Annotated in this window: 13 protein-coding genes; 5 read left to right on the forward strand and 8 right to left on the reverse strand. The window is 71.1% G+C overall.

The window, feature by feature from the left end; translation table 11 throughout:
* Positions 1 to 88: 88 nt before the first annotated feature.
* Together O7631_RS26075 and O7631_RS26080 are read right to left on the reverse strand one after the other, a co-directional pair.
* Entirely contained in the window at positions 89 to 1,222 is a 1,134-nt protein-coding gene (locus tag O7631_RS26075) for an oxalate decarboxylase family bicupin (protein ID WP_278146690.1), read from the reverse strand.
* Between the two features lie 13 nt (positions 1,223 to 1,235).
* Complete coding sequence (locus tag O7631_RS26080) at positions 1,236 to 1,496, reverse strand: hypothetical protein (RefSeq protein WP_278146691.1); 261 nt, start codon at positions 1,494 to 1,496, stop codon at positions 1,236 to 1,238.
* Between the two features lie 199 nt (positions 1,497 to 1,695).
* Between O7631_RS26080 and O7631_RS26085 the strand changes: the two genes are divergently transcribed.
* A complete protein-coding gene (locus O7631_RS26085; protein ID WP_278146692.1) occupies positions 1,696 to 3,273 on the forward strand; it encodes a helix-turn-helix transcriptional regulator in 1,578 nt (525 codons plus the stop codon).
* 59 nt (positions 3,274 to 3,332) lie between these two features.
* On the opposite strand, the gene O7631_RS26090 is transcribed toward O7631_RS26085, so the two are convergent.
* On the reverse strand, positions 3,333 to 4,343 hold the full coding sequence (locus O7631_RS26090; protein ID WP_278146693.1) for an aldo/keto reductase: 1,011 nt from the start codon (positions 4,341 to 4,343) through the stop codon (positions 3,333 to 3,335).
* 92 nt (positions 4,344 to 4,435) lie between these two features.
* Between O7631_RS26090 and O7631_RS26095 the strand changes: the two genes are divergently transcribed.
* Positions 4,436 to 5,044, forward strand: a complete 609-nt coding sequence (locus tag O7631_RS26095; RefSeq protein WP_278146694.1) for a TetR/AcrR family transcriptional regulator — start codon at positions 4,436 to 4,438, stop codon at positions 5,042 to 5,044.
* A gap of 23 nt (positions 5,045 to 5,067) precedes the next feature.
* Here O7631_RS26095 and O7631_RS26100 read toward each other — a convergent pair whose 3' ends face one another.
* The 3 genes from O7631_RS26100 to O7631_RS26110 all read right to left on the reverse strand — a co-directional run bounded on the left by O7631_RS26100 (position 5,068) and on the right by O7631_RS26110 (position 7,493).
* Positions 5,068 to 5,685 carry a VOC family protein gene (locus tag O7631_RS26100; RefSeq protein ID WP_269679566.1) on the reverse strand — a complete coding sequence of 206 codons (618 nt, stop codon included), beginning with the start codon at positions 5,683 to 5,685 and terminating at the stop codon, positions 5,068 to 5,070.
* Complete coding sequence (locus O7631_RS26105; RefSeq protein WP_278146695.1) at positions 5,682 to 6,899, reverse strand: MFS transporter; 1,218 nt, start codon at positions 6,897 to 6,899, stop codon at positions 5,682 to 5,684. Before O7631_RS26105 ends, O7631_RS26100 begins: the two co-directional genes overlap by 4 nt.
* A 114-nt stretch (positions 6,900 to 7,013) precedes the next feature.
* Positions 7,014 to 7,493, reverse strand: coding sequence for a MarR family transcriptional regulator (locus O7631_RS26110; protein ID WP_278146696.1), 480 nt, complete (start codon positions 7,491 to 7,493; stop codon positions 7,014 to 7,016).
* Positions 7,494 to 7,582: 89 nt separating this feature from the next.
* Here O7631_RS26110 and O7631_RS26115 point away from each other — a divergent pair, with 89 nt between their 5' ends.
* Positions 7,583 to 8,428, forward strand: coding sequence for an NAD(P)H-binding protein (locus O7631_RS26115; protein WP_278146697.1), 846 nt, complete (start codon positions 7,583 to 7,585; stop codon positions 8,426 to 8,428).
* Positions 8,429 to 8,494: 66 nt separating this feature from the next.
* Here the strand turns inward: O7631_RS26115 and O7631_RS26120 are convergent, their stop codons facing one another.
* The gene (locus O7631_RS26120) at positions 8,495 to 9,049 is read right to left on the reverse strand and encodes a hypothetical protein (protein ID WP_278146698.1); all 555 of its coding nucleotides are present in this window, start codon (positions 9,047 to 9,049) and stop codon (positions 8,495 to 8,497) included.
* A gap of 122 nt (positions 9,050 to 9,171) precedes the next feature.
* On the opposite strand from O7631_RS26120, the gene O7631_RS26125 reads away from it, so the two are divergent.
* Positions 9,172 to 9,882: a DNA alkylation repair protein gene (locus O7631_RS26125; RefSeq protein WP_278146699.1), complete on the forward strand. Its 711-nt coding sequence runs from the start codon at positions 9,172 to 9,174 to the stop codon at positions 9,880 to 9,882.
* Here the strand turns inward: O7631_RS26125 and O7631_RS26130 are convergent.
* On the reverse strand, positions 9,879 to 12,149 hold the full coding sequence (locus O7631_RS26130) for an LLM class flavin-dependent oxidoreductase (RefSeq protein ID WP_278146700.1): 2,271 nt from the start codon (positions 12,147 to 12,149) through the stop codon (positions 9,879 to 9,881). The two genes, O7631_RS26125 and O7631_RS26130, sit on opposite strands and share 4 nt — an antisense overlap.
* Before the next feature lie 138 nt (positions 12,150 to 12,287).
* Here O7631_RS26130 and O7631_RS26135 point away from each other — a divergent pair, with 138 nt between their 5' ends.
* The gene (locus O7631_RS26135) at positions 12,288 to 12,815 is read left to right on the forward strand and encodes a MarR family winged helix-turn-helix transcriptional regulator (RefSeq protein WP_278146701.1); all 528 of its coding nucleotides are present in this window, start codon (positions 12,288 to 12,290) and stop codon (positions 12,813 to 12,815) included.
* The last annotated feature ends 346 nt before the right edge of the window (positions 12,816 to 13,161 follow it).

Consider the following 13,161-nt stretch of genomic DNA (forward strand, 5'->3'; position numbering starts at 1 on the left):
GACGGGCGGCCGGACGCCGTACCCGAGCGGGCCGTCGGGGCCGGACGGGCGCTCGCGGTGGCGGCCACGCGAGAGGCGGTCACCGTGGTCAGATCACCGTTTGTTTGGTGGTCGGCAGCGCGTCGACCATGGACTTCGACACGTTGATCGTGTCCGCGATGATCTCGTGGGGTGTGTTGGCCATCCACTGCATCACCGAGATGTCCTCGAAGCGCGGGTGCCGGAACATCTCCAGGTACACCAGCGGCTCGTCGCCGGTGTTCTCGATGTAGTGGCCGTACGCGAAGGGCACGTAGCCCACGTCGCCGGCCTGGAAGTCGAACGTCCGGGCGGCGGCCTGCGACGCGAAGACACCCATCCGTCCGGTGCCGGAGATGAAGTACTGCCACTCGTCGGTGGTGGGATGCCAGTGCAACTCGCGCATTCCACCCGGCTCGACCTCCACCAGGGCGGCGGCGGTGGTCACCGACGCGGCGAAGTTGGTCGAGTCGGTGACCCGGACCGTCCCACCCCGGAAGCGTTGCGGTGTCTGCGCGAGCATCCGGTGCTTGAAGCTTCGCGGGATGTCGCCGGTGGGGCTGACCACCCGGTCCTGGTGCAGCGGCGGTGGAACGTCACCCTGGAAGATGTACTTCTCCCGCTCGGGCAGGTTCTGCATCTGTTCCGTCGTCCAGCCGAAGTTCTTGGCCAGGACGTGCCGAGGAGTGTGGGCGAAGAAGTCACTGAGCAGGAACGTGTTGTTCTCCGAGAACGCGCCGTCGTCGAAGACCAGCAGGAACTGACAGCCGTCCTCGAGTGCCTGGATGTTGTGCGGGATGCCCTGCGGAAAGAACCACAGGTCACCCTCCTTGACGTCCTCGATGAAGTTGCGTCCCTCCTGGTCAACGGCGCTGATCCGGCAACTGCCGCTGAGCACGTACGCCCACTCCGACTGCTGATGCCAGTGGATCTCCCGGTACGCGCCCGGTTCGAGACCGAACTGGACACCGGCGAGTTGGGTGGCGATCGGCAGGTCGCGGCTGGTGACCTCCCGGGTCCAGCCGCCCTTCTCCACCCGGGTGTGCGCCTGGGAGAACGAGAACTTCAGATTGGGCACCAGCCGGCTGTCGGTGGTCGGCGGCACCAACAGGTCGGGATTCTGCCGTTCGAGTTCCACGTTGCGGCCTGCGAAGGGAGGCGCGCCCTGGTCGCCGCGCCGCGGCTGGGGATCGCTGTTCACCATGATCGCTGACTCCTCACTCGGGTTGGATCGGACGGGGTGCGCGAACGGATCCATCCGGCAGCCGTAGCCGGGACGACAGCCCCAGCAGGGCGCGCACCCCGGCCCAGCCGTACTGGACCGCGACCGCGACCGGAATCGCCGCTGCGGTCGCCACCAGCACCAGGCGGGTCCACAGCGGGGCGTGACCACCCGCCCCGGTACTGGCGAGAAGAACGAACATCAGGAGTACGACGCGGAGCCGGTGCAGACCGGGAAGTCGGGTCGAGTGGGCCATGCCTTCGATGATCGGCGGCCGGACGTCGTCGTCGCATCACGTGATCGCGCCATAGCGGCACGGCAAATCCCGGACGCCGTGGGCGAACGGGCGCACTCCCGCCGCTTCGTCGATCTGGGTGCCCGCCCCTGCCATCGTGGCTAGGCTCGGTCGCAGGACGGCAATTCGACGCGCCGGGTAACAACCGTGGAGAACGCCATTGTCCGGATCATCCTTCGACGCCGGCACCTTCCCGGCCGACCACGACGACGCCGAGCGACGCCGCCAGCGGGTGTACGCCACGGCGGACCAGCTACGACGTGGCGGACGCGGGACGGCGGCGCTCACCGTCCTGGCGGCGGAGATCGCCGCGGACCGGCACGGCGAGCGCCACCGTACGCACCTGCTGGGTCACCTCACGCGGATCGCGGCACTGGAACAGCCCACTATCGCCCTCGCCGGTCTGCGCACGGCGCTCGACCAGCGGCTGGACGCCCGCAGCCGCAGCACTCTGCTCGCGCTGGTCGCCGCGACCGCCGCCCGCGTGGGTCATCCGGACACCGACGCCCTGCTCCGCGACGCGGGTGTCGCGCACGCCGCGTCGGGGGACCATTCGTCGGCCCGTCACCTCGCCCTCGGCCGGGCCGCCCGCTCGCTGTCGTACGGCGATCTGCCGGGGGCTCACGCCGTGCTGGCGGCGCTGGACCCGGGGTCCCCGGCGACACGAGGCGACGCTTCGTCCATCCGGGCCGAACGCATCCTCGTGCAGCTCGGCCTGGGCCGGCACCAGGACGCACGGGCCGCTACCCGCCCGACCTCGAACGAAGCCGGTCCCCTGTTCAGCAGCGCGCTCACCGCGCTGGACTGCCTGCGGATGGTCGCCGTTGGCGAACTGCCCGAGGCGGCCGCACTCGCGGTCACGACGCTCACCGCCGGCCCGGTGGACCTCAGCCCAGAGGTGCGCGCCCTGCTCGTCGCGGTGATCGGCGAGGTTCGCTACCGCCGTGGCGACCACAACGACGCGCGGGCGGTGCTCCGTCCGTGCCTCGCGGAGGTTCGCTGGCCCGACAGCACGCTGTGGACGCCCGCCTTCTGCGTCGCCGTTCGCGACAATGCCCTCAGCGTGCCCGCGAACCTGCTCACCCGGGTCGTCGCCGACCTGCACCGGTCGGTGCGACCGCTGCTGCCCGTGCCGCAGTTCGGCCCCCGGCTGGTACGCGCCGCGATGGCCGCCGGTGACACCCCGGCCGCCCGCCGGGTCACCGAACTGGTCGAGTCGGTGGCCACGCGCACCCCGGTTCCGCTGTGGCGCGCGCTGGCCGACCAGACCAGAGGGCTGCGCGATCGCGACCCGGACGCGCTCCGGTCGGCGGTCGACGGTCTACGCACCACCGACGCGTGGCCGGCGCTCGCCGACGCGTTGCTCGACCTGGCGAACAGCCCGGCACTGCGGCCCGTGCAGGCACGCGACGCCGCACACGAGGCCGCTGCCCTCTACGCCCGGATCGGGGCACCGGGCGACCAGGCGACTGCGGACCGCCGGTGCGCCGAGCTCGCCACCGCACCGCGGCATCGGCCGGCGAGCGACGGGCCGGCGCGTACGGGCATCGAGGCGCTCACCCCGGCCGAGGAGCGGGTGGCCGAGATGCTCGCCTCGGGTGCCACGAAGAAGGAGGCGGCCAGGAGCCTCTTCGTCTCCTTCCACACTGTCGACACCCAGCTCCGGTCGATCTACCACAAACTGGGGATCCACAACCGGATGCAGCTGGTGCGAGCCTGGGACAGCGCCCGACGATGACCGGCGCCGGACGATGACCGGCCGGCGTGACCGCAGTGGGGTCCGCCGGCCGGTCGTTGTCACTTCTCGCTGTCGAGGAGGGACATCATCGGGCTCGCGTAGCGCTGGCCGGAGGCCGCGCCGGCCGGTACGGCACGTTCGATCTCGTCCAACGCGTCCCGGTCCAGCACCACGTCGACAGCGCCCAGCGACTCGGTGAGCCGGTCCCGCCGCCGCGCCCCGACCAGTGGCACGATCTGCTCGCCCTGCGCCGCCACCCAGGCGATCGCGACCTGACTGGTGGTGGCCCCCAGTCGCTGCGCGACCCGGCCCAGAGCGTCCACGAGGCGCAGGTTCGCGGCCAGATGCTCGCCCTGGAAGCGGGGGCTGTTCGCCCGGAAGTCCGCGCCGGTCAGCTCACGCTCGGCCGACCAGTGCCCGCTGAGCAGGCCTCGGGACAGCACCCCGTAGGCGGTCAGCCCGATGCCCAGTTCGCGCAGGGTCGGCAGGATCGTGGCCTCGGGGCCACGGGACAGCAGCGAGTACTCGATCTGGAGGTCGCTGATCGGTGCCACCGCCGCCGCTCGGCGGATGGTGTCCGCGCCCATCTCGGAGAGCCCGATGTGCCGGATGTAGCCGGCCTCCCGCATCTCGAGCAGCGCACCCACGGTTTCCTCGATCGGCACCTGGGGGTTGAGCCGGGACGGCCGGTAGATGTCGATGTAGTCGGTGCCCAACCGGCGCAGCGAGTACGCCAGGCGGTCCTTCACCGCCGCCGCCGACACGTCGTACGGTGCCGCCTGGAAACCGCCGTCCGGTGTCCGGCGGGCGCCGAACTTCACGCTGAGCACCACCTCGTCGCGGCGGCGTTCCCGCAGCACCCGGCCGATCAGCATCTCGTTGTGACCCGAACCGTAGAAGTCCGCGGTGTCGACGAGGTTCACACCGGCGTCGATGGCCGCGTGCAGTGTCGCGACGCTCTCCGCCTCGTCGGCCGGACCGTACAGGTCCGACATGCCCATCGCGCCGAGCCCGATGATCGACACCTCCGGACCGGAGGCACCCAACTGTCGCCGTCGTAGACCCGCCATGTCGCTCGTCTCCTTTCGGTTGTCGCCACGTTGTGTACGCTGTGTCCATATAACCAGCATGAAGACACGCTGTCCATATAATCGGAGGACCAGTGGCCCAGCTCACCCCGGAACCCCCCGCGTCGCCCCGGCGGGGTCGCGGCCGTCGGCCCGCCGACCAGGTGCGGGCCGAGATCCTCACGGCCGCGGGCGGCCTCCTGCTGGACGAGGGCATGGCCGGCTTCACCATCGAGAAGGTCGCGGCGCTCGCCGGGGCCAGCCGGATGACGATCTACAAGTGGTGGCCCTCCAAGGGCGCGCTCGCCCTGGACGGCTACTTCACCGTCGTCGCACCCACGTTGGCGTTCCCGGACACCGGCGACATCGTCACCGACCTGACCGACCAGCTCGTCGCCTTCGTCCACCTCGTCCGGGACACCACCGCCGGGCGGGTCATCAGTCAACTCATCGGGCAGGCGCAGACCGACCCGGAGCTGGCCGCCGCCTACCGGGAGCGTTACTCCGCCCCCCGTCGGGCCCTGGCCGTCGAAACCCTCAGCCGGGCCATGAGCCGGGGGCAGCTACGGGCCGACATCGACCCGGAATCCGTTGTGGACCAGCTGTGGGGCGCCTGCTACCACCGGCTGCTCATCGCCGACCTCCCGCTCACCGAGGACTTCGCGCGCACCCTGGTCGACAACCTCGTCCGTGGGCTGCGCTGACGCAGCCCACGGTCCGGCCATCCTCACTCGGGCAGCTTGGCCCCCGACTGTTCGCTGACCATGTACGTCGCGTACCAGTCGGGCCAGTTCTCGTCCCGTTGGCCGGTGCGCTCCTCGTGCTCGCCGTGCGCGGCGGCCGCGCGCCGCAGGGCGCTCGCCAGGTCGCTCGCCGAGCCGAACGACGTCAGTCCACCCTCGATGCGCCCGGGCAGCCTGGTCGTGATCTCCTGCATGAGCCAGGTGTTGCCGTCCGGGTCACGGAACGTGGCGCGCGAGACGTAGCTGCGCCGCTCCGGGTCCAGCCCGTCGACCGGGCCGTCCGGGCTGACGTGGAAGAGCCCGCCCACCTCGACCCCGGCGGCGACCAGGGCGTTGCGGGCCGCTTCGACGTCGGACACGACCAGGTACGCCATGGCCGAACCGGGTGCCGCCGGGGTGAGCCCCGGGCCGAACTGGACAGAGCATCCGGAGCCGTGCGGCGTCAGCTGGACGATGCCGGGCGGCGTCTGGTCGAGCCGCCACCCGAGGCGCAGGTAGAACTCCTTCGCCCTGTCGACATCCGACACCGGAATGACGATCACCTCGACTTTGACGTCGACGTTCTCGATGCCGGCGTCCCCCTGGGCGCTCTTCGGGCTCATCGCGTTCCCCTCCCGGTCGCTGCTGCTGGCTGAGTGGTCCTGGTGGCCCTGCGCACCCCGAACAGGGCGACCAGGGCGAGCAGGATGACGGCGACGGAGTACTCGTCGGCGGTCTGCGGCAGGCCGCCCGCGTACACGACGAGGAAGCCGGCGATCACCGTCGGGAGGCCGAACCCGACGTAGCAGACGATGTAGAGCAGCGACAGCACGCTGGCGCGCTCGTGTGCCTCGACAAGTGGTGTGATCGTCTTGAGGCTGCCCTGGAATCCCCCGCCGAAGCCGACGCCGCCGAGCGCGAGGCCGACGAAGAATCCCGGGACGGACTCCGCCATGACCGACACCAACGTGACGACCATGCCCAGGACGAGGGCGACGATCCCGATCAGGATCACGGTCCGGGCGGCGGTGTTGCGCAGCAGCAGGACGGCGATCGACCCGAAGACCGCGAAGACGAAGAGGACCAGACCGCCGACCACGATCGACGTGTTCATGAGGCTGCGTACCAGCGCCGGGCCGAGCGCCCCGAAGAAGCCGGCCAGCGCCCAGACCGCGAACAGCACCGGGACGACGACCAGCAGCGGATCGCGTACGGTGCGTGGCAGTTTGATCTCGGGGCGCAGGCTGCGTCGCGCTCCCGCCATCGGCGTGACCGTCTCCGGCATCAGCGCGATACCGACGAGTTGGATCAGGAGGACCACGAAGAGGACGACGTACACCAGCCGCGTCGGCGCGGGCAGGAAGTCGATGAGCAGCGCCGAGAGCAGGGCGCCACTCCCGGTGCCGATGCCGGGGGCGATGGAGTTCGCGAGCGTTCCCCGGGCGCGGTCGATGTCGAGCATCCCGGCCCCGACGGCGCCGGTGGCGGCGCCGGCGGCAAGCCCCTGGAGCAGTCGCGCGACCACCAGTGTGGGTACGCCGTTGGCGAAGACGAAGACGACGAGCGAGAGCATCTGCACCACGATCGCCACGGCCAGGACCGGGCGGCGGCCCACGTGGTCCGACAACTTGCCGAACGTGAGCAGCGACACCAGCACCGCGAGCGCGTAGACGGCGAACACCACCGTGGTCGTGACCGGCGAGAAGTGCCAACGCTCCTGGTAGGTGCCGTAGAGCGGGGTCGGGGCGGCCGACGCGGCCAGGAACGACACGAGGATCGACGCCAGAAGCAGCAGGGAGACCCTCGGCGAGAGTCGGGCCCTCCCGGCGATCGGCATGTCGGTGCTCCTCGGGCTGCGCTGACGGCGGTGGAACCCGGAGGTCCCGCTGGTGAGCGACGGCCGGGTACCCGCTCTGCGCCGTCACATGCGGGCGAGGCGGGCCACCCCGCCTCAGCCCTCGGTGTCGTGACCGGTTGCCGGGAGGGCCGCCACGCCACGGCCCAGTGCGCTCCGGAAGGTCTGGTACTGCTCGGCACCGAGCGTGTCGGACAGTCTCTGCTCGATCTGGTCGACGATGCCGTCGGTGAGTTCCATGAATTCGCGACCCCGGTCCGTCGGCACGATCAGCTTCGCCCGACGGTCGGCCGGGTCGGGCGTACGCCGGACGTAGCCCAGCCGTTCCAGCTCGTCGAGGATCGCTCCCATCGTCTGTTTGTTGCGTCCGGCCAGCCTGGCCAGTTCGCCGGGGCGGGTGCCCTCGACGTCCAGGTAGGCGAGGACCGCTCCGTGCCGGGGCCGGACGTCGCCGAATCCGTGCTCCGCCGACCGTCGGAAGATCTCCCGCTGGACGCGTGCGGAGAGCTGCACGGCCAGGATGCCGAGGTCCGGGGCCTGCTCCTTCAGTGTGCTGCGGTTCATAAAGTAGTCCAATCATTGGACGGTACAAGTTTTGGACTATAACGTGACGGGCGTCGACCAGCGGCCACCACGACCGCTGTCCACCCGACCGGAGGACAACCATGACCATTCTGATCACCGGAGCCAACGGCACCGTGTCGAGGGAGGTGCTGCGGGAACTCGCCGGGCAGCAGTCGGTGCGCGCCCTCGTGCGGGACGCCGCACGCGCTCCTCAACTCGACGGCGTCGACGTCGTCGTCGGCGACCTCGACCGCCCCCGCACCCTCGCCCCGGCGTTCGAGGGCGTGACGACGCTTTGGCTGCTGACCCCGATGGGCCCGACGGCGCCGAGCCAGAGCATGAACGCGGTGTGGGCCGCCCGGCAGGCCGGGGTGCGGCACATCGTCCGGCTCTCCGCGATCGGCGCCGCACACGACGCGCCCACCCGCAACGGCCGCCTGCACGGGCTCTCCGACGCCGAGGTGCAGGAGTCCGGCATCCCCTGGACGATCCTGCGCCCGAGTCACTTCATGCAGAACCTGCTCGCCGCCAAGGCGGGTGAACACCTCTACGGGCTCTTCGGCGAGGCCAAGGTCGGTCTGATCGACGCCCGGGACATCGCCGCGGCCGGGGCGGCGATCCTCGCCGCGCCCGAGCGGCACGAGGGCAGGATCTACACACCGACCGGCCCGGAGAGCATCACCCTGCACCAGGCCGCCGAGGACATCGCCCGCGCGACCCGCAAGCCGGTGCGGTACGCGCCGCAGAGCCCGGACGAGGTGCGCGACAGCCTGCTCCAGGCGGGGCTCGACGAGTGGTCGGCGGAGGTCCTCGCCGAATACCGGGCGGCCTACGGCTCCGGCTGGGGCGACTTCACCAACGACCACGTCGAGCAGGTCGTCGGCCGGGCGCCGCGGAGCTTCGCCGAGTTCGCGAACGACCACCGCGAGCACTTCGGCAACCTCTGACGGGTGGCGTTCGGGGAAGGGCCACCGTCAGGGCCCTTCCCCGCACCGGCTACCGCCGCGCCGACCTCATCTCGGCCTGGCCGGGACCCGGCCGTTCCGCCGACCCTCGTACGGGAGGGGCCCGACGTCCGACTGGCGACCGGGGCGCATCGCCGCGTGCCGCTGCCCGGGCCCGGCGCCGTCGCGGGCGGCGAGCGCGTCGGCCACCGCTCCGGTGGCGAACGCGTAGACGGACTTGTGCAGCACGTCGATGGCGAGTTCCGAGCGGGGCCAGGTCAGAGGGGGCGCCCCCACCCCCGTGGCGTTCTCCAGGATCTGGTCGTTGGCCAGTCGCAGCGCCGTGAACACGCTGGAGGCCCAGACACCCCGCAGCCCGGCCTGGGCCATGACGCTGCGCAGCACGCCGACCACCGCGCCCTGACCGTAGTGCATCGCCAGGTTCTGCCAGCGGGGCTGCTGCCCGGAGGACTCCGGCAGGCCGGCCAGCCGTGCCAGCACCTGGGCCGGCACGTACGAGTCGGGCCGGCGGGTCACCCGTTGCTCCACCTTCTCCGCGGCCGTCATCACCGCCGCCCCGACCAGCCCCGCCGTCAACCCCTGCCACACCGCTCGTTTCAGCATGGTGGGGCCGTACCCCTCGGGCCGGCACCCATTCCCGGGCCCGTCACCCGACGACCTGGTTTGCGGCAGTCCGCGGCGGGTAGGACGGCTCGACTGCTGCTGGCCGCAGTAGCTTGCACGTCATGGCCACGAGCGTCGACGTCCGTCGAGATCTCGCCAGCCTCGCCGACCCACGTCGCGCCGAGGCGTCGAGCCGATTCCTGCAGATGGTCCCCGGCGGCTACGGCGAGGGCGACCGGGCCATCGGCGTCACCGTGCCGGACCAGCGTCGGGTTGCCGCCCGGTACTGGCGCGACCTCTCGCTGGTGGAGACGACGGACCTGTTGCACGGTGAGGTGCACGAGGAGCGGCTGACGTCGTTGCTCATCCTGGTGCGCAAGTTCGCCAAGGGCGACGAGCAGGAACAGGGCGAGATCTTCCGCATCGTCCTGGCCAACACCGACCGGCTCAACAACTGGGACCTGGTGGACTCGTCCGCGCCGTACATCGTCGGCCCCTGGCTCGTCGACAGGGAGCGCGGCGTACTGGATGGGTTGGCCGGGTCGAACCTGGTGTGGGACCGACGCATCGCCATCATGGCGACCTTCGCCTTCATCAGGGCCAACGACTTCCACTGGACCTTCCGACTCAGCGACCGCCTCCTGCGCGACCCGCACGACCTCGTCCGCAAGGCGGTGGGCTGGATGCTGCGCGAGGTGGGCAACCGTGACCGAGCGGCGGAGGAGGAGTTCCTGCTCCGCCGCTACCGCGCCATGCCCCGGGTCATGCTGCGGTACGCGATCGAGAAGTTCGAACCGCAGCGACGTCGGGACTACCTTTCCGGCGCGCTCTAGCCGGCCGGGGGGATCGGGAAGTTCCGGTTGAAGACGTTGTCCGGGTCGTAGGTGGCCTTCACGGCGCGCAGTCGGCTCAGCGTGGGCTCGGGCCAGGCGTCCAGCAGTCGCGCCGGGTCGGTGTCGGACTCGAAGCTGAGATACATGCCGTCGAGGTGCGGGTACAGCTCGGCCCACAGTTTGTCGAGCTGTGGCCTCCGGTCCTCGACCGTGGCGGCGAGCACCGAGAAGTTCTGGTCCCGGTGCGGGTACGCGGTCGCGTCGCGTGCCACGTCGTTGACCGCCGCGCCGACGGACCGGACCTGCATGATCATCACGTCGCCGGAATTGATCATGTTTGCCATCAGGTCGGCCACCTCCGGGGTGATGTGGTGCGACAGACCGCTGCGGGTGTCGCGCAGCCCCTGACCTCGATGCTGGTTGCCGGGTGGGGCGACGATCGCCGGGTAGGGCACGAGCTGCGCCTGTTGATCGAGGATCGGCCCGATCTCCAGGAACGGGCTCAGGGCGGACTGGGCGGCCTCGACGTCGTCACCGCCGTAGACCAGCGTGACCTGGGCCATCGGCGGATCGCCCCGACGCCCGGGGAAGAGAGACAGGAAACTGGTCAGCTCCCGGGGCGCGTCCTCGACGAGTTGACCCCAGCGGCGGAGCACCTGCGCGGCGTCGGTCGCGTCGGCGACGAGTTGAGCGAAGACCACAGTGTCGACCTCGTACGCCTCCAGTTCCAGGGCGGTGACGACGCCGAAGTTGCCGCCGGCGCCACGGATTGCCCAGAACAGGTCGGGGTGATGCTCGTCGTCCACGCGGAGCAGGCGACCGTCCGCGGTGACGATCTCGGCGGCGACGACGTGGTCGATGGTCAGACCGTGCTTGCGCGCCAGATATCCGACGCCCCCGGTGGTGGCGAGACCGCCGACCCCCACGTCGCCGTAGTCACCCGAACTCATCGCCAGGCCGTACGGGGCGAGCGCCTGCGCCACCTGCCCCCACCGGGCACCCGGCTCCAGCCGGATCCGACGACTCGCCCGGTCGAGCACCTCGACACTGTTCATCCTCGACATGTCGATCACGATTCCGCCGTCGTTCGTCGACCTGCCGCTGATGCCGTGCCCGCCACTGCGCACCGACAACGGGACGTCCTGCGTCCGCGCGTACGACACGGCTTCGGCGACCTCGGCGGCGCTCTCCGGACGGATCACCAGGGCGGGCGCCCCCTTCCAGCTGTAGGTGTGGCGGACACCCTCGTACTCCCGGTCGCCGGGCGCGACGGTCCGGGCGGCCAGCGACGCCGGCAGCGCCTCACGGTCCAGTCCCGGACGGCGCTCGGACCGGACGGCTATCGCGCCGGGCCGACTGGCGTCCGGCGCGGTCGCCGCACGTTCCCTGGCGACCGCCTCGCGTAGCGCCGGAGCGATCTCCTGCCCGAAGGCCTGGATCAGTCGCGGGTCGTCGCGGCCGACCAGGAAGGTACTGAATCCCTCCTCGACGACCAGCGGGAGGAGTTGCTCGACCCACTGCTCCGGTGGCCCCTGGAGGAAGCCGCGGCTGCGCGACGAGACGTCGACAGTGAAGAGGTTGAGCAGCCGCCGAATCTGCCGCGGGTCGCGTCCCGCCGCGACCGCGGCCTCGTCGATGAGTCGGTTGGCCGTCACCCGGTCCGGGGACCGCAGGTACTCCAGCGTCGGCAGCCAGCCGTTCGCCTTCTGCCCGGTCAACGCCAGCATCTTCGGCTGGTACGCGCCGAGCCAGATGTCGATGTCGTGCGCCGGCGCGGGGCCGCGCCGCATGCCGGGGATCGGGTAGTACGTCCCCTCGTGGCGCAGCGGCCCGGGTGCGGCGTCGTCCCAGACGCCGCGCAGGACGTCGATCGCTTCGCGCAGCGCCTCGACGCCCTGCCCGGCCGTCAGCCGGCGAGCGCCCATGCCCTCGACGCCGTCCCAGAACGCGCCCGCGCCGAGGCCCAGCTCGAACCGGCCGTGGGACAACCGGTCCAGGCTCGCCGCGGCCCTGGCCAGGACGGCCGGCGGGCGCAGCGGAAGGCTGAGGACGTTTCCCGAGATCCGCAACCGTTGCGTGCGGGCGGCGACCCAGCTCAGCAGGGTCCAGGTGTCGAGGTAGTCGGGGTTGTACGGGTGGTCCTGGAAGGTGGTGAGGTCCAGGCCGACCGCCTCGGTCAGCTCGGCGAGCGCCACCACGTGGTCCGGGTCCTGAGCACCGGGTGTCAGGAACGTCCCGAACAGGATTTCGTGACCGTAATCAGGCATCGCTTCGGCATCTCCGTGGTCATATTGTCGGACTATGTTCTGTCCGGCAGATCGTATGTCCCACAACGTAGTTGTCCGCCCACGCATTCCAGAGGGAACGTCAGTTCGGTCGAGACCTCGCCTGTTAGCGTCCGGTGCATGGCCGCCACCGACCCGTGCGAACTGCCGGCCGACCGCAGGCGCGGCTCGACCTTCGGCTGGTCCCTGGGTGTGGTGCTGCGCCGCTGGCACGAGTACGTCGAGGAGATGCTCAACGACCTGCCGCACGGCAGCCGGGGCTACCACATCCTGTCTGTCGTCGTCCACGAGGACGTGCCCACGCAGGGCGCCCTGGCGACCCGCCTGGGCATCGACCGCAGCGTCCTGACGTACGTCATCGACGACCTGGAGAACGCCGGTCTCATCGAGCGGAAGCTCGACCCCCAGGATCGGCGGGCCCGCCGGATCGTCGCCACCGACCGCGGACGTGCGGCGCTCACCGAGGCCGAGCGGCGGGTCACCCACGCCGAGGACCACGTGCTGGGTGGGCTGCCCGAGGATCAGCGCGACACCTTCCGCGACTTCGCGGCCCGCGCCGCCGAGGCGATCCACGCCGCCGCGCCGGCGACGGACCCCTGCGTCGCGGTACGCAGCGTCCTGCCACCGGCCGAGCAGCCAGCCGGGTAACTCGGACCACCGCACGACCACGGCCTCCTTGCGCCTGCGACCCACCCCGCCGGAGGCGTCGATGCCGACAGGCGTCGTGCGGCAGTGGGTTGACCCGGCTTCGCATGCTGGAACCAGCAGCCCCTTCTCCCGCAGCCCTGAGGACGAGCCATGCGAAAGCCAGCCAAGACCGCGGCCCTCCTCTTCGGACTGGGCGTCGGTGCGGCCGTCGGACCGTCTCTCGGGACGGCAGCCCTGTGGTCCGGGGTCGCGGTGGCCGCGCTCGGAGTCGGCCTCGCCATGCTCGGCGAGAGCGAGGCCGCCCTCGCCGCCGACGGCACGGTGGTCCGCGACGGGGGCGGCGCGA

The sequence above is a fragment of the Micromonospora sp. WMMD967 genome, assembly GCF_029626165.1.
Taxonomy (GTDB): Bacteria; Actinomycetota; Actinomycetes; order Mycobacteriales; family Micromonosporaceae; genus Micromonospora; species Micromonospora taraxaci.